We start from the raw sequence: 19,262 nt of genomic DNA, 5'->3' as shown, positions 1-19,262 counted from the left end.
CCGGTGCAGGCCTCGGCGCGAGGCCGGTGCAGGCGGAGGCGGACGCGCACCGGCCCGCCGGACCCCTCACACGCGGGCCCGCCGCGCAGCTCCACGTATGCTCCTGCGCATGAGTGCTGCCCAGCCTGCCCGCAAGCGGGACGGCGCCGCGACCCGGGAGGCGATCCTCGCCGCTGCCGTGGTGGAGTTCACCGCACACGGATACGCGAAGGCCGGGGTCCGGCAGATCGCCGAACGCGCGGGGGTGACCGCGATGATGATCAACCGCTACTTCGGCTCGAAGGAGCTCCTGTTCGCGCAGGCCGTCGACCGGGCCTTCGCGCCCTCCACGGTGGTCGGCGACGAACGCCAGGGTCTTGCGGACGCCATCGCGACCACCCTCGCCGAACGGACCGCGCCCGGCGCCGAGCAGCTCGACCCGTTCCTGCTGATGCTGCGCTCGGCGCCGGACCCCGACGCGGTCGACGTCCTGCGCCGGGGTATCGAGGCGCACGTCGGGGGCCGGTTCGCGGGGTTGCTGGACGGGCCCGAACCCGAGGTCCGGGCCCAGCTCGGGCTGGCGCTCGTCGCGGGGACGTGGTTGCTGCGCACGGTCGTGGGCACCGCCGCGCTCCACGCCGTGGACAACGAGACCCTGGCCGCCCTCCTTGCGGACATGCTGGCACCCGTGACAGGCGAGGAGCCGACGGCGCCGGACTCCGCCTGACCGGGGGCGGAGCGGGGCCGGCGCGCGCAAGGCCCGGTCATGGCCCCGCCCTCAGAACGCGGACCGGATGAGCCCGCCGTCCACGCGGATCGTGGCGCCACTGACGTACTGCGCGTAGTCGCTGCAGAGGTAGGCCACCGCGCCCGCGATCTCCCCGGGTTCGCCGAACCGCTCCTGGTCGTTGGGGATGAGGGCGTCGACGGCGTTGGGCCGGATCTCCTCCCAGGTGTCGCCCCAGCCGCGGGCCGGTCCGATCTGGGTGACGAGTTCCTTGGTGGCCTCGACGAGGATCGCGCCGGGCGAGACCACGTTCGAGGTGACCCCGGTGCCCTTGAGGTCACGCGCCAGCGACACCGCGAGATTGTGCCGCGCGGCGAGGGTGGCGTTGTACTGCGGGTGGGTGTTCATCGGCTGGGAGGCGAGTCCGCCACCGATGGTGATGACCCGGCCCCAGCCGCGTTCGCGCATCGCGGGCACCAGGTGCTGGATCATGCGCACGCCGGAGACGACGTTGACGTTGTAGGTGTCGCGCCACTCGTCGGGGGTGGCCTCGGCCCAGGAGAGGTGCCGGTAGAAACCCGCGTTGTTCACGAGGATGTCGAGCGGCCCGTCGGCGGTGGCGGCCCGGGCGACATCGGCGGCGGCCGTGTCGTCGGACAGGTCACCGAGCACCGCGGTGGCGATCCCGCCCGCCTCGCGGATCTCGCGCACGACCTTCTCCGTACGGTCCTCGTCCCGCCCGTGCACCACGACCGACGCCCCTTCGGCCGCCAGCAGCTTCACGGTGGCCTCGCCGAGCCCGGCATTGGAACCCGTGACGAGCGCGCGCCTCCCGGTCAGATTGAGATTCATGTTCCTCGTCCTTCTCTCGGACCTTCTTGTCCTGGGGCCGTGGATCGCGACCTCACCAAAACAAGTATACAGCTGTAGACGTCTCTGGCCCATGCGACCGCGCCCCGTCGCCGCCTGCGCGGGCTCACAGACCGAACACGTCGCTCACCCGCTCCGTCAGCGCGTCCTCGGTCAGGGTGGCGTCGACACGGAGCGCCGGGAGGTGCAGGCGGTCGGTCTCCTGCTCGATGTGCTGGGTGAAGAGGGCGTCGCGTACGGCCAAGTTGTGTGCGGCCGTGGCGGGGTCGCTGGTCCGGTGCAGGAAGCCCTCCCCCGGTGTCGCGCGGCTTTGGAACGCGGCCTCGCGGAAGTCGGGGGTGGGGAGCAGCCAGACGGCCTGTCGCGGGGTCGTGAGGAGGGGGGCCACGAGGTGGGGCAGCAGTCGGAAGCCCTCTACCAGGACGCACGTCTCCGGCGGCAGACGCAGCAGGTCCTCGACGATCAGCCCGAAGCCCTCCCCGCGGAACCAGTGGAACGTCTCGTACATGACCTTGGGTGTCCGCTCCACCCACCGTTCGTCCATGTCCATGGCCGTGAACGCGTGCAGGTGGGGTGCTTCCTCAGGGGTGGCCCGCCGCGCGTGATCGTGCATCGCGTCGTCGGTCGCGTAGAGCCGCCATCCGTGGCGCTCGGCGAGCCGGCGGGCGGTCGTCGACTTGCCTGCGCCGCTTCCGCCGCCCAACCAGTACACGTGGCGCAGCCGCCCGCGTACGTCGCCATCGGTGGCCGCGTCGACCGGGTGTCCGGAGTGCATGTTCCTCCGCTTCGGTGTCTCCGTCTGCCGCCGCATCCGCGGGGACGGACGGCCGACGGACGATCAGGTGTGGCCTCGATGGTGGCATCGGCGGCCGGCACGAGAGGGGGGTTGGGTGCACGTTCCCCCGGTGGTGTCGGGACCACCGTCAGTGGGTGTCCTGCCCCAGCGACCCGCGGCTTCCCGCGCGACAGGATGCGTGTCATCGGGGACGGGCGGTCGGATCGGCCGTCCCCACCGTCCAGAGGAGGACACCGTGCACGAGCCCACCGCCCGGCGCCTGACCGGCCTCGCCGGGATCGCCACCGCCGTCGCCCTCATCGTCGAAGTACCGCTGTACTTCGTCTACTCCGGCCCGCCACCGGACGCGAACGTCCTGGCCAGACTACTGATCGGCGTCGTCGCGCTGGCCGGTCTGCTGGTGTTCGCGACCGCCTTCCGCGAACTGGTCAAGCGGGCCGTCCCCGCGTACGAGTGGGCCGGCACAATGGCCTTCGCCGCCGGGCTCGTCTACGCGACCGTCACCCTGGTCTCCAGCGGCCTCGAAGCGGGCGCGGTGATCGCGGCGGACCAGCCGGTCGATCCGACCGTGACGGTCAGCGGCACCTACATCCTCTACGGATCGATCGGCCGCCTCCTGCTCGCCCTCTTCCTGGCCGTGCTGGGCCACACCGTCTCCCGTACGCGGCTGCTACCGGCCTGGACCGGCCGTTCGGCGCTCGCGCTGGCGGGGGTCAATCTGGCCTTCGTACCGTCCCTGTTCTTCGGCAACGACCCCGCGCATTTCTACGCCGCGAACGGCTGGGGCACCACCGCCTCGATGGGGGCCGTCCTGAGCTACTGGTTGCTGGCCTTCGGGATCTCCGCCTACCGCAGCGCGGCACGCGGCACCCAGGCCTGTACCCCGGTCCCCCAACCCTGAAGAATGTGTCCTCGACATGCTCCACCCGGCCGCGGGACGGGCGCTGCTGGACCGGTGTACCGGACGCCGCCTAGGGTCGGGCCCGCGCGGACGGCGACGGCCAGAACCGAGGCCGCGTCGACGCGCGGGCTGCGGCCCTGGGGGCGGAGGGGGAGCATGCTGGAGCGGCATGAGATCGAGACGTTTCTGACGCTGGCCGAGGAGTTGCACTTCGCGCGGACCGCGAAGCGTCTCCATGTGTCGCCCGGTCGCGTCAGCCAGACGATCAAGGCGGTGGAGCGGCGGGTAGGAGGCTTGTTGTTCGAACGCAGCAGCCGCCGGGTCATCCTCTCACCGGTCGGCCGGCAACTCCGCGACGACCTCTCGCCCGCGTACCGGCGGATCCAACAGGCCGTGGCGGACGCGCAGGCGGCGTTCGAGGAGATCAGCGGCGTCGTACGGGCCGGCTTCACCGCGCCCTGGTGCGGGAACCTGCTCGTGCGGGCCGCGGACACGTTCGCGGACCGGTACCCGAGAGCCCGGGTGGAACTGCAGAACGCCACCTACCACGCCATGGTGACGCGGTTGCTGAACCACGAGGCCGACCTCATCATCGCGGAACCAGCCGTCGACGAGCCCGGCGTCGCGGTGGGCCCGGTCCTGTTCAGCGAACGGCGCGCCCTCCTGGTCCCCGCCGCACACCCACTCGCCGGGCGGGAGACCGTGACGCTGGAGGACCTCGCCCTTATTCCCCTGGTCACGGTCGCGCACGTGTCCCCCGCCTGGCGTGCGGCACACTTTCCGCGGCTCACACCTGAAGGCCGGCCGATCCCGCAGGGGCCGGCGGCGTCCGACTGGGAAGGGGCGCTGTCCCTGGTGGGCGCGGGCCGGGGCGCTACGGTGGCCGCGCTGCGGGCAGCGCAGTACCACCACCGCGAGGACATCGCGTACGTCCCCTTCAGCGACGCGCCGCCCGTCGAGTACGCGTTGATGTGGCGCGCGGCGGACGTGCCGCCCGGGGTGCAGGCCCTCATCCGCACGATCGCCGACGTCGCTCCCCGGTCGGCCGGGACGAGCGCGTGAGCCCGTGCTCGCGAAGCGCGGCACGCGCCGGCCCGCCCGGCGCGACCACCGCCGCCGTCACGCCGCATCGGCCTGCGCGGCCGGACCGCCCGGGGCCCCGCCGTCCTGGGTCCGGCCGCCGGGCCGGGGCAGCGTCAGCGTCGCCGCCGCCGTCGCCAGCAGCCCGGCCGCCGCAACCAGCACGCTCCAGCGCATCCCGGCCAGGAACGTGCCGGCGCCCGCCAGCAGCGCCCCGTACACGGCCACCGCGATGGCCCCGCCCACCTGCCGCGCGGTGTTGAGGACGGCGCCGGCCGTCCCCGCCCGGTCCGCCGGTACGACGTCCAGCAGCATCGCGGTCAGCGCCGGCACCGCCAACGCGCCACCGAGGCCCACCGGGACCATCAGCACCGCCACCACCCGTACGTCCGTCCCGCCGCCGACCGTGAGCAGCGTCAACAGCCCGACTACCCCCACTAGTTGACCCGCGATCAGCGGCACCCGCGGCCCGAACCTGGCCGCCAGCCGTGCCGAGGCCAGGTTCACCACGGCGACCAGAGCCGTCATCGGAATGAACAGCACGCCCGCCTGCAACGCCGACTGCCCCCGCTCCTGCTGCAGATACAGGCTGAAGACGAACACCCCGCCGTAGTAGGCGGCGTTGAGCATGAAGCCGACGACCAGGGACACCGCCACCACCCGCGTACGGAACAGGAGCAGCGGGAGCATCGGGCGGTCCCCCCTGGCCTGCGCGAAGAGGAACGTGACGGCCGCCGCCACAGCCACGAGCAGCGACCCCAGGACCATCGGCCGGCCGAAGCCCTCCGCGCCGCCCTCGATCACGCCGTACGTCAGCCCGCCCAGGGCCAGCACGGCCGTCACCTGACCGGTCCCGTCCAGCCGGGCCGGCAGCCGCGGCGAGCGCGGGACGCGGGCGAGCAGGGCCAGGGCAAGCAGGGCGGCCGGCAGGTTGACGAAGAAGATCCACCGCCAGCCCGCCGAGGCGGTGAGGGCGCCGCCCACCACGGGACCGGCCGCGACCGCGACGGCGCCGCCGACGGTCCAGACCGCGATCGCCCGCGCCCGTTCGGCCCGGTCGGGGTAGTTCTGCCGGACCAGCGCCAGCGACGCCGGCATCATCACGGCGGCCGCGGCGCCCTGCACCAGGCGTGCCGCCACCAGTACGGCGAGCCCGGGCGCCGATCCGCACGCCATCGAGGCCAGCGCGAAGAGCACCAGCCCGCCGCCGAACGCGCGGCGCGCGCCGATCCGGTCGCAGAGCGCTCCCGCCGAGAGCATCAGCGCGGCGAACATCAGTGTGTAGCCGTCCACCACCCATTGCAGGCCGGACATCCCGCCGCCGAGACCGCGGCCGATGTCGGGGAGCGCGACCGTGACGATCAGGGCGTCCAGGGAGATCAGGAAGAAGCCCAGCAGCGCGGCCAGCAGTACCAGACGCGGTCCGCCCCGCACCGGTCCCGGCGGCGCGACGGCGGACGACACGGAACGGGCGGTGGTCACGAGCGGTCGGCCGCCCGCCCGGCCAGCTCCTGGTTGCCGTCGCCCCAGAGCGCGGTCATGACGACGGTGTCGATGAGCCACCGTCCACCGGTCCGGGTCAGCTCCCAGCGGTAGGAACCACCGAGGGTCCACAACGGTGCGCCGGCCGGAGTGGCGAGACGGTGCGTGGCCTGGAAGGCGGCCGTGCAGACGGCACGGTCCCCGTCGAGGTCCACGAGCTGGTTGGTGATCAGGTGCTGGGTGGCGTCGTAACCGCCGAGCGTCGTGGACCAGGCGTCGACGATCTGCCGCGGGGACAGCTCGACCGGCTCGCCCCCGGCGAGGCTCGTGTAGTCGAGCAGTACCTTGTCGGCGAACAGGCCGCCCAGCAGCTCCCACTCCCGGCGGTCCGCGTGCACGGCCATCCGGGTGCACACTTCGGCGACCAGATGTTTGGTGACGACGGACTCAGGCGTTTCCACAGGTCGCACCTTCCCGGCCGCCACGGCCGTCTTCGGTGAACCATGGGAAGTGTGCGCAGGGTCGAGCGGGTCGTGTACCGGGGACTGCTGGGACATGGCTAGGAGCTTTCTGTCGGTACCGCGCGAGTCTTCGCGCCGTAGGTGTCTTGGTGGCGTACGTGTCCTGGTGGAGTACCAGGCCGGGTCGCGGGGGCGTTCAGAGCGTGCGGGCGAAGTGTTCGGACGCCGCGTCGGCCGCGAGGCCCACCTGTCGCGCCTGGTCGTAGAAGTCGAACTGGACCCCGTCGGTCCACAGGAATTCACCCGGCCCGGCCAGCGCGGCGTGGAAGCGGCGGGCGCCGTCCGGGATCGCCGCGTCCTCGCTGTGCACCAGCAGGGTGGGGGCCGTCACCTGGGGAGCGAGGGCGATGGCGTCGAGGTCCAGCCATGCGGACCAGGCCATGACGGCGTACCGATTGGGCCAGCCGGGGATTCCGCCGCGCTCGGGATCGAGGTAGAAGTCGATGTCGAAGGGCATCGCGGCGTCCGGGTCGCTGCCGCTGACGACGGGCACGTAGGCGACCTCCCCGGTCTCCTCGTACCGGCGCCGGGCCGCGTCCGCTGCGGCCATCTTCGCCGCGACGCCGTCCGGGCCACCGTAGTTCTCCTCGCAGATACGGCGGTCGTGCAGCCAAGGTGCCACCAGGGCGAGGGAGCGCACCCGGGGGTCCTCGGCGGCCGCCGCGCTCACGTACATCGCTCCGGCGCACACCCCCAGCAGCCCCACCTCCCGCTCCGCCACCGAGGGATGGGCCGTGAGGAAGTCGACCGCCCCGCGCAGGTCACGGGTCTTCAGCTGCGGGGACTCGTAGTCGCGCGGCAGGCCCTCGGACTCGCCGTATCCGGTGAAGTCGAAGGCCAGGGCGGCGAAACCGCGCTGGGCCAGCTCCTCGGCGTACCGGTCGGCCATCTGCTCCTTCACGGAGGTCCAGGTACCGGCGACCACGACACCCGCCACCGGACCGGTCGCACGGGCGTCGGGCAGGAAGAGGTGGCCGACGAGCTTTCCCGCGCTTCCGGCAAAGGTCACTTGCTCAAGTGTGGGCACGACAGGACTCCTGGGAAGAGGACGACTGAGGCGGAGAGGAACCAACGGGTCGCCACGCTTCCAGGCGAGGATCGGAGCGATCAACGCCCGATCCGTAAAGCCATGTTGAGCGACGCTAAGGAGTGGTGCGCGCCCCCTCCCCCGCGCCCCACTCCCCCACGCCGGCGCCGACGCCCCAGCGCACGCCTCGCGTCCTCGCTTCCTTACTTGTCCAGACCCGCACGTACCTTCGTCACGACCTCCGGCCGCTTCTCCCCGTACTCCGCCTCGATCTCCGCCAGGGTGGCGTCACCGGTCCGGACGTTCTCGATCAGGAGGGAGACTTCTTGGTCCTCGTCGAGTCCGAAGGGGTTGGCGTCCTCCTCGGAGTCGGCGGCGGTGTCCGGTTGCGCCGGGAGTTCCGCGGGCGGGGCGAGGTGTGGGGACGGGGTCGGCAGCAGCGCGGTGAACTGGTCCAGGGCGTCCGCCGCCCTGGGCAGCCGCGCATAGGTGTGGAGCCAGCGGCACCCTGCCTGGTCGGAGAGGTCCAGCTCGCCCTTCCAGTTCAGCTCGGCGACGAGCACCCGGTTCAGGAGGTGGACCGTGGCGCCCTGCCACTCCCAGGAACGGTGGACGAGCCGCCGCAGCGCCTTCGGCGAGGGGTCGAGCAGGATGTCCCGCAGCTCCGCGTTGTGGGCGCGCAGGTCCTCCGGGTCGCCGGCCAGCACCGCGAGGCCCGAGCGCCGCATGGCATCCCACGAGTCCGGCTCGGGGACGAACCCGTACCTGGCCCAGGCGAAGACGCCCTCCTGGCTTCCGCCGATCATGGAGGCGAGCAGTGCGAATCTGGTGACGCCGATGTCCTGCGCGTGCGTGAGCAGCAGCTGGGTGTACTGCCGCCCGTGCTGCGGCGCGACGACGGACTCCAGGTACAGCTCGAGCCCTGTCGCGCCGAGCCGGTAGACCTGGTTGAGGGAGAACGGCCGGTTGAGCTTGTCGCTCGTGGACAGCGGCACCTTGCCGCCGATCATGAGCCGTACGCCTTTGCTCCGCCCGGCACCGGGCAGACCGTCGGCGATGATGCCGTCGCTCAGGAACTGCACGGTGATGCCCGCGCGTTGCTCGGCGCCGAGGAACCCGAGCAGGGTGGTGAGGAGGTCGACGACCGACAGCGGCAGGGCCCCGTGCCGTATGTGTGTGGTCCAGAAGAGGTCGTCCGCCGCCCCGAGCCGGCTCTCGATGGTCAGCCCGGGAAACTGCTGCTGGAGTGCCGCCGCGGTCCGCGTGAGATCGGCGGCGAGCACGTGCGCGTACGGATTGCGGTCCGCTCCCTGTTGAAACATGCGCACAGTCTCGGGGCATACCCGGACCCTGTCCATGAAACGGTCCGTTCTGGAGAAGAGGGGGTGAATGGGGCCGGTGGGGCGTCGCGGAGGAGCCGCGCGGAGGGGCGGTTCGGGTCGGCGGCCCGTTGTCCACCGCTCCTTGGGACAATCCACCCAACGGAGGAACGTCGGAGCCGCAGAATCGTTTATCTGTACCGGGATGATCCGGACGGACGTAGTGTCGCCGCACGGCATCGCCCAAGTCCCCGGTGGTGCGGCCTTTTTGCCGTCCGCCCGTTTCGCGACCGAAGCGGGCACCCCCGATGCCACGGTGGTGTCGCCATGCCTTCCGAGACCGCTCTCGTATCCGTCGGCCGCCTCCATGTCCACCGGAGCCACGGCTGCACGATCCTCTCCCTGCACGGCGACATCGACATCGCCGCCGCCCTGCAGATCACGCCGCGCCTAGCCGCAGCCATCCAGGGATCCGCACCCCGCGTCGTGGTGGACCTCGGTTCCGCCACCTTCTTCGACGCCTCCGGACTGCGGGTGCTGAACCACATCCGACAGCGCGTCCACGAACGCGACGGGCGCCTGGCGGTGGTCTGCCCCCGCCCCATCATCCGCAAAGTCCTGCGCGTCGCGGGCCTCCTGGACCTATACCACCCGGCCCTGACACTTGAGGCCGCGGTCCGCACCCTGCTCCACGACGAACCCTTGTGATCCGCCCGCTCCTCCCCCGGGGCCGGCCCCGACGGGGGGCCTCCCTCGCCAAGGGACGTCCGAGTGCGGTACGAAGTATCCCGTGCCACCCAGCAACGCCTCCGCCGCAGCGGACTCCGGGCCCCGCCCCGCCGACACCGTCCGGGTCTTCGTCGCCCTGGCCCCGCCCGACGACGCCAAGGACGAACTGTCCCGGGCGCTCCGGCCCGCGTACGACGCCTTCCCGCGGATGCGGTGGAACCGGATCGAGGACTGGCACATCACCTTGCTCTTCCTCGGCGAGCTGCCCGCCGCGACCGTGCCGCTGCTGAGTCCGCCGCTGGCCGCGCTCGCCGCGGGCCGGCCCCCGCTCACGCTCGCCCTGCGGGGTGGCGGGCACTTCGACGAGCGGGTGCTGTGGAGCGGGGTCGCCGGTGACCTGGCGGGGCTGCACCGGCTGGGCGCGGACGTACGGGCGGCCGTGCGCGAGCAGGGGGTGCCGTTCGAGGACCGGGCCCTGCGGCCTCATCTGACGCTCGCCCGGGCCCGCCGCGACGATCCGGGCTCCGTGGTCGACGTCGCCGCGGGCCTCGCCGGTTTCACCGGGCGCGACTGGCAGCCGGACGGCCTCCACCTGGTGGCGAGCAACTTCGGACGCGGGCCGGGGCCGATCCGCTACCGCTCCGTGGCCACCTGGCCCTTCACCGGACCGCGCGCCAACCACCGCGTGGACGGCGGGCCGGGGCGGCCTGCCGTCGCGCCGCCGCCACAGCATTGAGGCCGCCGCCGGCAGGCCCCGCCGGACATCGGCGTACAGGAGCCTCCGGGCTGGGGGCGCCTCGTCTCAGGCGAAGACGGGGTGCAGGCATCCGGTCCGTGCCACGTTCACCCGGTACTGGGTGCTCGTGCGCATGAAGACGGCGGACAGCTCGCCGTTGATCGCGCCGAGGGCCAGGTCGTGCCGGACGGGTCCCGCGCCGTCGCCGGAGTCGATCTGCGGCGTGGGGCAGTACTCCTGCACCAGCCAGCCCTCCCGGCAGGCGAGGCCGACCGCCGCCTTCCACTGGGCCCGGCCGTCGCTCTCGCGGCCGATCACGACGCCCCGGCCGCGCGTGTCCAGGGGGCGTTTGAGGACGTGGTCGCGCGGGTTGCGGCGGATGCGGTCGATCGTCTCGGGCGGGCAGTGCGCGATGTTGCGGGACCAGGGGATCGCGGGCGCGACCAGGGCGCGGTCCCGCTCGGTGAACAGGCCGCCGAACCGGGGGTCCGACAGGACCGCGAGGCAGAGTTTGTTGTCGCCCACCCACCGGCCCAGCTGCCGGTTCTGCACGAACAGGTCCCCCTCGCGCACGGCCCGGACGAACGGCTCCACCTGGGAGCGCACCCGGCAGAACTCCTGGATCCCGAACTTCAGATAGGCGTGCCGCACCGGACGGCCGTCGAGGAGCACGCCCCGCGGCCCTTGTTCGAGCTCGCGCAGGTCGGCTTCCCGCGACTCCACGCCCAGGGCGAGGAAGCAGTCCCGTAGGAGGTCGAGTTCCCAGCGGTTGCCGCCCTCCTCCCGTAGCAGCGGGACGAAGGCGGGACGCTGCCCCGTCTCCGCCTCGGCGACGCGCAGGAACCACTGCGCCATCCACAGCTCCCGCTCGGCGGGGAGCGGCTCGGGCGGCCGGTGGCCGTGGGCGTCCAGGAAGCGGCGCCAGGCGCGCGCGGCGACGCCGGAGAACTGCAGGAGCCCGGGGCAGTTCGCGTTCGTCTCCAGCACCTTGACCGTGCCGTCGTCCTGCGGCAGCACGTCGAGGCGCGCGAGGTGCACCCGGGTGTCGTGCGGGTGCGCGCCGGCCGCCAGGTCCGCGGTGAGCGCGTCGGGCATCGACAGCGTCTCGCGCAGCCGGCGGTCCGTCCGCCAGGCCGCGACGATCGTCTCGACCATGCGGTGGTACGCCGCCACGAATTCGGTCAGCCGTTCCCGCTGGCCAGGGCCGAGGACGGCGGGCCGGCCGACCGGCAGCGCCGCCCCGTCGCTCTTCTTGAACAGCTGGTTCAGCTCGCCGTGCAGCCGCTGTCCGGCCGTGGAACGGACCAACGGGTCGATACGCGCGGGGAAGCCGGTGTCGAAGCCCGGCCAGTGTGCCGCAGCCGGTTTCGTCGCACCGTCGACCTCCCCAAGGCTTGTGTCAGGCATGGACCGCACCCCTCTACGGAAAGGCTTCGAGATCGTCCCCGCCATCCTTGCCCTCCGACCCGTCGCTCGTCCGGCGGACGCGCCCTGGTCGCCCTGATGGCTGTCCGGTCCGTGGCGGGCCGCCCCGGACACGGGCAGGGCGGTCGGAGTGGTCAGCCGTGCCGGTACCGTGGTCGCCCACCGCATGGAACGTCCGTGCGTCCGGACGGGCCGGCCCCAGGTTCCCGGCCGTGAGCGAGGGGACCCTGATGAGCGAACCGACGAAGCCCGTGATCGAGGTCCCGCAGGGGGCGGTCCCCACCGAGCTGGCGATCAGGGACCTGACCGTCGGCGACGGGCCAGAGGCGCAGCCCGGCAGGGTCGTGCGGGTGCACTACGTCGGGGTCACGTTCGCCTCCGGGAAGGAGTTCGACTCCTCCTGGGAGGAGGACCGGCCGTTCAAGTTCGCCGTGGGCGGCGGCAAGGCGGTCAAGGGCCTGGACCGCGGCATCCGGGGGATGAAGGCCGGCGGCCGGCGCGAGATCGTCGTCCCGGCCCGGCTCGGGTACGGCAAGCAGTCGCCCTCGCCGTTGATCCCGGCGGGCTCCGCGCTGGTCTTCGTGGTGGATCTGCTCACCGTCGCCGGGGCCCCGCCGCGGCACGCCTCGGCCTGACCCCTGCCGCGTGCGTCCCGACGTGGAGGCGCACGGCCCGCGCGACCGACGAAGGACAGTCATGACCCCGCCCCTCGCACGCCCCGCACCTGCCGCCCCTGCCGCGCCCGGCAGCGCCGTGGCCCGGACCGTCACCGACGTACTGCAACCTCGCAACGCCCTCGTCGCCGGGATGCTGGCGATCGGGGCCGCCGCGGGCGGGGTCGCCGGGATGGCGTGGGGCCTGCTCGGCGCGCTCTGCGCGGGGCTCGTGCCCGCCGCCTACATCGAGTTCGAACGCAGACGCGGCACGTGGGGCGACCGCCATGTCGTGGACCGGACGAAGCGGGCGCCCATCTTCCTGGTCATCCTGGCGTCCATCGGCACCGGCACCCTGCTGATGACGGCCGGGCACGCCCCCTCGGACATCGTCAGGGCGATGATCGCCCTGTGGGTGATGACCGTCGTCCTCCTGGGCGTCAACGCCGCCTGGAAGGTCTCCGTCGACTCGGCCGTCGCGTCCGCCGTGGTCACCCTGCTCGCCGTCGTGCACAGCCCGTGGTGGCTCCTGGGGTACGCCGTGACCGCGGCGGTGTGCTGGTCCCGCGTGGCGCTGCGGTACCACACCGTGCTGCAGACGGTCGTGGGCGCGGCCCTGGGAGCGCTCACCGCCGTCGCGTGGATCGGCGCCTGAGGAGCGTTCCCCACCGCCGCGTCGGCCGGCGCCTGCGCAGCGCTCCCCGGCCGTGCTCACCGCCCTCGCGTCGACCGGCGACCGTCAGGCGCGCCACATCCGCCCCCGGCCACGGCGGTCAGACCGTCCCTCGATGTGCCGTCACTTGTTCACGGTGGACATGCCCCGCTGGTCGTAGCGCTCACCGGCGGCCTCGGGGACCTCGGCGTCGATGCGTGCGAGATCGTCCGCGGAGAGCTCGACGTCCAGCGCGCCGACGTTCTGTTCGAGGTAGGTCCGGCGCTTGGTGCCCGGGATCGGCACCAGGTCCTCGCCCTGTGCCAGCACCCACGCGATGGCGAGCTGCGCGGGCGTGACGCCCTTCTCGGAGGCGATCTCCTTCACCTTCTGGGCGAGCCGGAGGTTCGCCTGGAGGTTGTCCCCGGTGAAGCGCGGGCCGGTGCGCCGGAAGTCGCCCTCGTCGAGTTCCTCCGGGGAGGAGAACCTGCCCGCGAGGAAGCCGCGGCCGAGCGGGGAGTACGGCACGAAGCCGATGCCCAGCTCCCGGCAGGTGGGCAGGACCTCGGCCTCGGGGTCCCGGCTCCACAGCGAGTACTCCGACTGCACCGCGGTGATCGGGTGCTCGGCGTGGGCGCGGCGGATCGTCTCCGCGCCGGCTTCGCTGAGGCCGATGTGGCGCACCTTCCCCGCCGCGACCAGCTCCGCCAGCGCCCCGACGGTCTCCTCGACCGGCACCTGGGGGTCGATGCGGTGCTGGTAGTACAGGTCCACGTAGTCGGTGCCGAGCCGGGTGAGGGAGCCCTCGATCGAGCTGCGGACGTGCTCCGGTGAACCGTCCTGCCGCCCGACCGTGCTGGGGTCGCCGGGGACGGCGTCGTCCATGCGCAGGTTGAACTTCGTGGCGATGACGTACGCGTCGCGCTGACTCCGCACCGCGCGGCCGACCAGCGACTCGTTCGTGAGGGGTCCGTAGATCTGGGCGGTGTCCAGGAAGGTCACGCCCAGTTCGCGGGCGCGCTGGATGGTCCTGATGCCTTCGGCCTCGTCGGCGGTCCCGTAGAAGGCGGACATGCCCATGCAGCCGAGGCCGAGGGGGGAGACCTGTAGGTCCCGCAGGGTGCGTGCGGTGTGCTTCATCTTTTGTCGTGCCTCTCTGCTGGGTGCGCTGGGGGTGCCGGTGCGGTGGACAAAGACTCAGGGAAGGGCGGGGCGTTCCAGGGCGATCATGACGGCGTCGTCGTCCAGGTGTCCGTCGACGTGGCTCAGCAGGTCGCGCCGGAAGCGGCCGAGGAACGCGTCGCAGCTGGTCTCCGTCCAGCCGGTGATGCGCTCGATCAGCGGGTAGAAGCCGCCGCCGGGGCCACGGGCCTCGGTGACCCCGTCCGTGTAGAGCAGCAGGAGGTCGCCGGGCTCGAACGGGAAGCTCTCGACGTCGTAGCGCGGGTCGGTCAGTTCGCCGAGGCCCAGCGGCGGGGCGGAGCGGCGGGCGCTCATCGTCCGCGGCCGGCCCCCGCGCAGCACGACCGGCGGCGGATGCCCGCAGGAGACCATGCGGACCTGGCTGTCCTGGTCGGGGATCTCCAGGACGGTGGCGGTGATGAACGTTTCGTCGAAGCGGCCCGTCTCCCCCGGCTCGGCCACCTCCCAGCGCACGCTCCGGTCGAGGTAGGCCACCAGCTCCTCCAGGGGCGCCTGCCGGTGCGCCGCGACCCGGAACGCCGCGAGCAGCAGCGCCGCGTCGCTGACGGCCGTCATGCCCTTGCCGCGTACGTCGCCGACGATGACCCGGGTGCCGGAGGCGGTGCGCGCGGCTCCGTAGAGGTCGCCGCCGATCTGGGCCTCCGCCTCGGCCGCGAGGTACATGACGGCGGTGCGCAGCGGGCCGAGCCGCCTGGGCAGGGGCGGCAGGACCACCCGCTGGGCGGCCTCGGAAACGTACCGGACCTGTTCCAGTTCCTTGGCGCGGCGCTCCCGCACGACGCAGAAGAGGACCAGGCTGATGCCGACGACCACCAAGGCGGCTATCTGCGCCTGGTGGTTGGCCGACAGGAGTGTGTCGGGGTCGCGCAGCAGCCCGATCACGGTCTGCGCGGCGACCGCCAGTGCGGCGACCAGGCCCACCGTCCGCGGGCCGCCGAGCGAGGGTGTGATGGCAGGGGCGGCGACGAGCAGCGGGCCCAGATGGATGTGGGGCGGCGCAAGAAAGTCGATCACGGACACCACGACGATCCACGCGACCGGGATCGCGACCATGGCCCCGCCCGCACGCGTCGGCCGACCGGGTCCGCCGAGCTCTTGCGACATGCTTCCTCTCTACACGGCCCGTGCCCCGTCCGCACCAGCAGACAGGGCACGGGCGACGGGGGCCGGGCCCGTGCCCGGGCGGGTCGTCGCGGTGCCGCCAGGGGCCGCAGGCCCGGCCCGCCGGCTCGGTAGGAGAGGTGGCACCCGGCCGGGGCGGTCGCGTCAGTAGAAGCGGCGTACGAAGACGTCCGCCTTGCCGTTGGTGTCGTCCGGTACGAGGTCGGTGGCCGCCGAGGAGAAGACCACGTCGCGCCCGTACGCGCTCACCGCGTCGGTGCCGGCGGTGGCGGGCCGGTCCGAGACGGTCTCGTCGGTGCCCGTCTGGAGGTCGCGCAGCGTGAGCGACGCGGGCCCGCTCGTGCCAGGCGGGGCGTAGAGCAGGTAACGGCCGGTCGGGTCGATGGCCACGCCCCGCGCGTCCGGCACCAGCTGCGCGGTCTCCGCGACCTCGTCGTAGACGTAGGTGTCGGAACCGGAGAGGTAGACGACCTTCTTGCCGTCCTTGCTGATCTGGACGAGCGAGGCCGCCTCGGCGGGGCCCTCGATCGGGCCGGTGGAGGTGTCGTCGGTCTGGTCCCAGACGTAGACGTCCTGTGTCTGACCGTTCTGGTAGGCGACGAAGCGGCCGTCGCCGCTGAGGGACGGCCGGGCCGTGGCGAGGTGGTCGAACGTGAAGACGGTCTGGGTGGTGTCGGTCTGCCGGTCGTACCGCTCGACGCGCTGCCACTGCGGCGCTGTGACGGACGACGCGACCCGGGCGAGGTAGCGGCCGTCCGTGCTGAGCGTGGGCTGGGTGCAGTGCAGGGCCAGGCAGTTGGTGCCGATCGTGGCGCCCAGGCTCACCTTCGAGAGGAAGACGTGGGTGTACCGCTGGATCAGGCCGTAGAAGGCGACGTATTCGCCGTCGCCACTGATCACCGGGGGTGCGAGCGGCGCGGCGACGCTGCTCATCCGCGTCGTCCGGCCGGCCCGCTGATCGCGGACGAACACCTTCGCCGCCGCACTCGGGGTGTCGGAGGTCAGGTTCGTCGCCGCCGACAGGAAGGCGACGCGCCGGCCGTCGGCGGTGATCGTGGCGCCGGTGGAGTCGCCGTCTCCCTGGGTCCCGCTGGTCGCGACGCTGATGCGCTCGATCCCGGCTCCCCCGCTCGCCGCGGCCCCTGACTTCGCGGCGGCGGTCGTGGGCAGGGCCGCGGTGAGCGCGCAGACCACGGCGGTGGCGCTCACCGCGGCCCGCACCCGTCTGGTACGGCGGACCTCGCGGATGTTTCTCGGCATGTTTTCCCCCCTGGGCGGCGGCCCTGTTCCCGGTTCCCCTCCGGAGGGCCACCAGCATGCAACCGCCTCGGCGGCAGGGGGTCAATGCGTCGTATGACTATCGGGAGGGGTGGTTCCGGTCCCGCGGGGAGCGGTGGTTCAGGGTGCGGAGAGGCCGGCGTGCCGGTGGAGGTGTTCCAGCGCGTCCAGGACGACCGTCTCGGCGTGCCATTGCAGCCAGCCGCCGACGAGGTGCTGGATGCGTTCCAGCTCGGCGAGCCGGTGCTGGTCGAGGCCGTTCGGCAGCGGGTCGGGGTGGTGGGTGGAGATGACGCCGCGCACCACGCCGTCGCGGCCGACGAGCGGAAGGCTGTGGGTGGCGCGGCTGCCGGAGGCGAGGATGACCTGCCGGGTCTCGTCGTCGAAGACCGCCGTCGTCGTGATGTCGCGCACGGTGACCTGGCGGGCGGCCTCCGCCGCGCGCGAGCAGGACGTACCGTCCTCGACGAAGGCGAAGTAGTCGACGAACTCCTGCGAGTGCCCGCGGGACTTCTCCAGCCGCAGCACCCCCGCCTCGGCGAGTTGCGCGTTGCCCCAGGGAGCGCCGGCCACCTCCATCACGCGGGTCATGGCGGTGCCCAGGACCTCCCCCTGGTTGCGGGGGTCCAGACCGCCTGCCTTGAGGCCGGACAGTGCGGGCGGGGAGAGTGCCGGGCGGCCGGGGAACCACGGGCCGGAGCCGACGGGTGCGGCCGGTCCCGGGGTGGTGGTCAGCGCGGCGGCGATCTGGTGCAGCTTGATGTTGAAGCGCTGCGAGGTCTGGCGCAGCAGGGTGAAGGCCTGTTCCGGACTGTCGAGCCCGTAGCGGCCCATGAGCAGTCCTTGCGCGAGAGCTACCCGGGTGCGGGCCTTCATCTGCTTGGTGAGGCTGACCAGTTGTTCCTGGAGCGAGCCGGCCTCGATCCGCAGCAGTTCCTCGGCCGACCACGCGGGCACCACGCCCTCCGCCTCGGGTCCGTGCCGCTCGCCGCGGCGCTCCCGGCGCGCGGACGGAACGGAAGGCCGGGGGTGGGAGCTCTGGGGATGCTGGGGGCGCGGTTCGGAGGGGTGCATCGCCACGGCCTTTCGTCCGCCGGTCAGAGGGGGCACGCGCAAACCAGGGACCCCACCGCTCGTGCGGTGTGGTCCCACCTCCACCCTGGGGGGGGTGGGGTTGCGCTGTGCCTGCCTGCCGAAGCACTGCTGCGACGGTAGCCCACGCACACCCGGCACTCACACCCCGGTCACCCTTTCCGGGGGTGGACGCGGAAGTGGTCCTGGGCAGCGGGCCTCAGGTGAGCGGAGCAAGCCCGGCGCACAGCGCCGTGGGGAAGTCGGGTTCGGCCCGGTGCACATCGGTGCAACCCGCCCTGGTGCCACGGGTGATCGGCTCCCACCCGGTCCTGCCGGCGTGGAGGAACCAGCGGTCGCGGTGGGCCGCGCCGCACCCGGGAGCGGTGCCTTCGGGGCAGGCGGGTCCCATGGGCGAGGAGGTGTCGAGGACCAGCCATGTGCCGTCGCAGTGTTCGCGGCCGCGCGAGGTGTGGCGGGGCACGTCGAGCGCGAGGACGGCCTGGTCGTAGGAGGCGGCGGTGCAGCCGGTGGGGGCCGGGTGGCAGCCGGCCTCACCGCACAGGCGCAGGTCGGGGGCGTGGGCGCCGTCGGGGGTGAAGGTGGTGAAACTGTCGACGCTGACGTCCCGCCGCCCGAGCGGACGGGGCAGCCGCACGGTCGCGGTGGCCTTGGCCGTGCGGGTGCAGCCGGAGCTGCGGTCGTTGCGGTCGTCCGCCGGCGACAGGAAGGTGACCTGCACCCACACCGTGCTCTGCGAGGTGCCGGTCACCTTCGCTCGGAGGTCGCGTACGCACGGGCGCGGGCCGTCCGGCACGTCGGCGTCGACGCTCAAGGTGCGCTCGTCCTCGGCGAGTCGTGCGGCGGTCACGCGGATGGGGGCCACGGAGGTCCAGCGTGCGGTGGTGGCCGGCGCGGCGGTGTCGCCGGGTGCCTGCTGGGTCCCGCAGGCGCCCAGCACCACCACGCCTACGGCCGTCAGCAGGGAGAGGAGTGCGGCTCGGGTCGATCTTCGTCGTGGCTTCATGGGGAGTCTTTCGGTGCGGGGATTCTCGGGGCCGGGGGACGCGGTCCCGGCACGACGGACACGGCAGGCGGTGGCGCCTTCCGGCCCGCTCAGCGGTAGTCCTCCGGGTGGTCCTGCATCCACACGTTGATCCGGTCGCGGACGCCGAGCAGTTGGGTGCGGTGTGCTTCGAGGTTCTCCGTCGAGCTGTCCCCGTCGAGGGTGGTGCGCAGTGCGGCGATCCAGCGGAGGGGCTCGGGAAAGTGGCCCGGCCCCTTCGGGTCGGCCTTCATCGCCGCTTCGAGGCCCACCAGTTCCTCGTGCACCCGCCCCAGGAAGTACGCGCAGTCCCCCGCCTGTGGTGTGCAGGTGTCATCCAGCGTGGCTTGCAGGCCGGCGAAGGCGTCGCGGACCCGTTCCGGCCCGGGCGACGGGACGGCTGACACCGTAGGGACGGTGGTCGCCATGGGGGCCGCGTCCTGCCGGCTGTCCGCGGACTCCGAGGCGGCCGAGGCGCGGGCCGGAGTGTGTGCGCCCGTGTCGTCGCTGGTGTCGTGCGGGGCGGAGCAGGCAAGCAGAGCTGCTGCCAGCGTCCCTGCCAGGAAGGTGAGAAAGGCTGTGCGTTGGGCATGCCGACGCTGCATGGTGTCCCCCCATGTGTTGATCAATGTGCGGTCAGTAAAGC

The 19,262-nt window shown here is 72.8% G+C and carries 20 protein-coding genes; 7 read left to right on the top strand and 13 right to left on the bottom strand.

What is annotated here, in order from left to right:
• The first annotated feature begins 109 nt into the window (after nt 1-109).
• Nucleotides 110-706 carry a TetR/AcrR family transcriptional regulator gene (locus tag ACIBW6_RS03715; protein ID WP_399056182.1) on the top strand — a complete coding sequence of 199 codons (597 nt, stop codon included), beginning with the start codon at nt 110-112 and terminating at the stop codon, nt 704-706.
• 51 nt (nt 707-757) lie between these two features.
• Here the strand turns inward: ACIBW6_RS03715 and ACIBW6_RS03710 are convergent, their stop codons facing one another.
• The gene (locus ACIBW6_RS03710) at nt 758-1,558 is read right to left on the bottom strand and encodes an SDR family NAD(P)-dependent oxidoreductase (RefSeq protein WP_399056180.1); all 801 of its coding nucleotides are present in this window, start codon (nt 1,556-1,558) and stop codon (nt 758-760) included.
• 124 nt (nt 1,559-1,682) lie between these two features.
• A complete protein-coding gene (locus ACIBW6_RS03705; protein ID WP_399056178.1) occupies nt 1,683-2,351 on the bottom strand; it encodes a hypothetical protein in 669 nt (222 codons plus the stop codon).
• Nucleotides 2,352-2,607: 256 nt separating this feature from the next.
• Between ACIBW6_RS03705 and ACIBW6_RS03700 the strand changes: the two genes are divergently transcribed.
• Both ACIBW6_RS03700 and ACIBW6_RS03695 read left to right on the top strand, forming a co-directional pair.
• Nucleotides 2,608-3,273, top strand: a complete 666-nt coding sequence (locus ACIBW6_RS03700; protein WP_399056176.1) for a hypothetical protein — start codon at nt 2,608-2,610, stop codon at nt 3,271-3,273.
• Nucleotides 3,274-3,429: 156 nt separating this feature from the next.
• On the top strand, nt 3,430-4,335 hold the full coding sequence (locus ACIBW6_RS03695) for a LysR family transcriptional regulator (protein ID WP_399056174.1): 906 nt from the start codon (nt 3,430-3,432) through the stop codon (nt 4,333-4,335).
• Nucleotides 4,336-4,392: 57 nt separating this feature from the next.
• Here ACIBW6_RS03695 and ACIBW6_RS03690 read toward each other — a convergent pair whose 3' ends face one another.
• From ACIBW6_RS03690 to ACIBW6_RS03675, 4 genes are all read right to left on the bottom strand, one after another.
• Nucleotides 4,393-5,835 carry an MFS transporter gene (locus ACIBW6_RS03690; RefSeq protein ID WP_399056172.1) on the bottom strand — a complete coding sequence of 481 codons (1,443 nt, stop codon included), beginning with the start codon at nt 5,833-5,835 and terminating at the stop codon, nt 4,393-4,395.
• Nucleotides 5,832-6,296: a nuclear transport factor 2 family protein gene (locus tag ACIBW6_RS03685; RefSeq protein WP_399056169.1), complete on the bottom strand. Its 465-nt coding sequence runs from the start codon at nt 6,294-6,296 to the stop codon at nt 5,832-5,834. Before ACIBW6_RS03685 ends, ACIBW6_RS03690 begins: the two co-directional genes overlap by 4 nt.
• A gap of 196 nt (nt 6,297-6,492) precedes the next feature.
• Nucleotides 6,493-7,365: an alpha/beta hydrolase gene (locus ACIBW6_RS03680; RefSeq protein ID WP_399056167.1), complete on the bottom strand. Its 873-nt coding sequence runs from the start codon at nt 7,363-7,365 to the stop codon at nt 6,493-6,495.
• Between the two features lie 221 nt (nt 7,366-7,586).
• Entirely contained in the window at nt 7,587-8,705 is a 1,119-nt protein-coding gene (locus ACIBW6_RS03675; RefSeq protein ID WP_399056164.1) for a hypothetical protein, read from the bottom strand.
• 324 nt (nt 8,706-9,029) lie between these two features.
• Here ACIBW6_RS03675 and ACIBW6_RS03670 point away from each other — a divergent pair, with 324 nt between their 5' ends.
• Complete coding sequence (locus tag ACIBW6_RS03670; RefSeq protein WP_399056162.1) at nt 9,030-9,410, top strand: STAS domain-containing protein; 381 nt, start codon at nt 9,030-9,032, stop codon at nt 9,408-9,410.
• An 82-nt stretch (nt 9,411-9,492) separates the two neighbouring features.
• On the top strand, nt 9,493-10,167 hold the full coding sequence (gene thpR, locus ACIBW6_RS03665) for an RNA 2',3'-cyclic phosphodiesterase (RefSeq protein ID WP_399056160.1): 675 nt from the start codon (nt 9,493-9,495) through the stop codon (nt 10,165-10,167).
• 66 nt (nt 10,168-10,233) lie between these two features.
• Here thpR and ACIBW6_RS03660 read toward each other — a convergent pair whose 3' ends face one another.
• Nucleotides 10,234-11,574 (bottom strand): hypothetical protein, encoded by a 1,341-nt coding sequence (locus ACIBW6_RS03660; protein WP_399056158.1) that lies wholly within the window; start codon nt 11,572-11,574, stop codon nt 10,234-10,236.
• Between the two features lie 248 nt (nt 11,575-11,822).
• On the opposite strand from ACIBW6_RS03660, the gene ACIBW6_RS03655 reads away from it, so the two are divergent.
• Nucleotides 11,823-12,227: an FKBP-type peptidyl-prolyl cis-trans isomerase gene (locus ACIBW6_RS03655; RefSeq protein ID WP_399056156.1), complete on the top strand. Its 405-nt coding sequence runs from the start codon at nt 11,823-11,825 to the stop codon at nt 12,225-12,227.
• A gap of 61 nt (nt 12,228-12,288) precedes the next feature.
• Nucleotides 12,289-12,900: a hypothetical protein gene (locus ACIBW6_RS03650; RefSeq protein WP_399056154.1), complete on the top strand. Its 612-nt coding sequence runs from the start codon at nt 12,289-12,291 to the stop codon at nt 12,898-12,900.
• A 141-nt stretch (nt 12,901-13,041) separates the two neighbouring features.
• Here the strand turns inward: ACIBW6_RS03650 and ACIBW6_RS03645 are convergent, their stop codons facing one another.
• The 6 genes from ACIBW6_RS03645 to ACIBW6_RS03620 all read right to left on the bottom strand — a co-directional run bounded on the left by ACIBW6_RS03645 (nt 13,042) and on the right by ACIBW6_RS03620 (nt 19,023).
• Nucleotides 13,042-14,037 (bottom strand): aldo/keto reductase, encoded by a 996-nt coding sequence (locus ACIBW6_RS03645; protein ID WP_399056152.1) that lies wholly within the window; start codon nt 14,035-14,037, stop codon nt 13,042-13,044.
• 57 nt (nt 14,038-14,094) lie between these two features.
• Nucleotides 14,095-15,204, bottom strand: coding sequence for a PP2C family protein-serine/threonine phosphatase (locus tag ACIBW6_RS03640; RefSeq protein WP_399056150.1), 1,110 nt, complete (start codon nt 15,202-15,204; stop codon nt 14,095-14,097).
• Nucleotides 15,205-15,366: 162 nt separating this feature from the next.
• On the bottom strand, nt 15,367-16,482 hold the full coding sequence (locus tag ACIBW6_RS03635) for a TolB family protein (protein ID WP_399056148.1): 1,116 nt from the start codon (nt 16,480-16,482) through the stop codon (nt 15,367-15,369).
• A 138-nt stretch (nt 16,483-16,620) separates the two neighbouring features.
• A complete protein-coding gene (locus tag ACIBW6_RS03630) occupies nt 16,621-17,457 on the bottom strand; it encodes an ANTAR domain-containing protein (protein WP_399056146.1) in 837 nt (278 codons plus the stop codon).
• 334 nt (nt 17,458-17,791) lie between these two features.
• Nucleotides 17,792-18,598 (bottom strand): hypothetical protein, encoded by an 807-nt coding sequence (locus ACIBW6_RS03625; RefSeq protein ID WP_399056144.1) that lies wholly within the window; start codon nt 18,596-18,598, stop codon nt 17,792-17,794.
• 89 nt (nt 18,599-18,687) lie between these two features.
• A complete protein-coding gene (locus ACIBW6_RS03620) occupies nt 18,688-19,023 on the bottom strand; it encodes a hypothetical protein (protein WP_399056142.1) in 336 nt (111 codons plus the stop codon).
• Nucleotides 19,024-19,262 lie beyond the last annotated feature (239 nt).

The sequence above is a fragment of the Streptomyces sp. NPDC049813 genome, assembly GCF_044465085.1.
In the GTDB taxonomy this organism is placed as follows: domain Bacteria; phylum Actinomycetota; class Actinomycetes; order Streptomycetales; family Streptomycetaceae; genus Streptomyces.
The sequence above is the reverse complement of the archived record's forward strand: the minus strand, read 5'-3'. Positions and strand labels throughout refer to the sequence as shown.

Excerpts from the sequence above, each read along its gene's own strand:
- ACIBW6_RS03715 (WP_399056182.1), top strand. The coding sequence starts at position 110 with ATGAGTGCTGCCCAGCCTGCCCGCAAGCGGGACGGCGCCGCGACCCGG.
- ACIBW6_RS03645 (WP_399056152.1), bottom strand. The coding sequence starts at position 14,037 with ATGAAGCACACCGCACGCACCCTGCGGGACCTACAGGTCTCCCCCCTC.
- ACIBW6_RS03635 (WP_399056148.1), bottom strand. The coding sequence starts at position 16,482 with ATGCCGAGAAACATCCGCGAGGTCCGCCGTACCAGACGGGTGCGGGCC.
- ACIBW6_RS03660 (WP_399056158.1), bottom strand. The coding sequence starts at position 11,574 with ATGCCTGACACAAGCCTTGGGGAGGTCGACGGTGCGACGAAACCGGCT.
- ACIBW6_RS03670 (WP_399056162.1), top strand. The coding sequence starts at position 9,030 with ATGCCTTCCGAGACCGCTCTCGTATCCGTCGGCCGCCTCCATGTCCAC.
- ACIBW6_RS03640 (WP_399056150.1), bottom strand. The coding sequence starts at position 15,204 with ATGTCGCAAGAGCTCGGCGGACCCGGTCGGCCGACGCGTGCGGGCGGG.
- ACIBW6_RS03695 (WP_399056174.1), top strand. The coding sequence starts at position 3,430 with ATGCTGGAGCGGCATGAGATCGAGACGTTTCTGACGCTGGCCGAGGAG.
- ACIBW6_RS03705 (WP_399056178.1), bottom strand. The coding sequence starts at position 2,351 with ATGCACTCCGGACACCCGGTCGACGCGGCCACCGATGGCGACGTACGC.
- ACIBW6_RS03675 (WP_399056164.1), bottom strand. The coding sequence starts at position 8,705 with ATGTTTCAACAGGGAGCGGACCGCAATCCGTACGCGCACGTGCTCGCC.
- ACIBW6_RS03625 (WP_399056144.1), bottom strand. The coding sequence starts at position 18,598 with ATGAAGCCACGACGAAGATCGACCCGAGCCGCACTCCTCTCCCTGCTG.
- ACIBW6_RS03655 (WP_399056156.1), top strand. The coding sequence starts at position 11,823 with ATGAGCGAACCGACGAAGCCCGTGATCGAGGTCCCGCAGGGGGCGGTC.
- ACIBW6_RS03650 (WP_399056154.1), top strand. The coding sequence starts at position 12,289 with ATGACCCCGCCCCTCGCACGCCCCGCACCTGCCGCCCCTGCCGCGCCC.
- ACIBW6_RS03710 (WP_399056180.1), bottom strand. The coding sequence starts at position 1,558 with ATGAATCTCAATCTGACCGGGAGGCGCGCGCTCGTCACGGGTTCCAAT.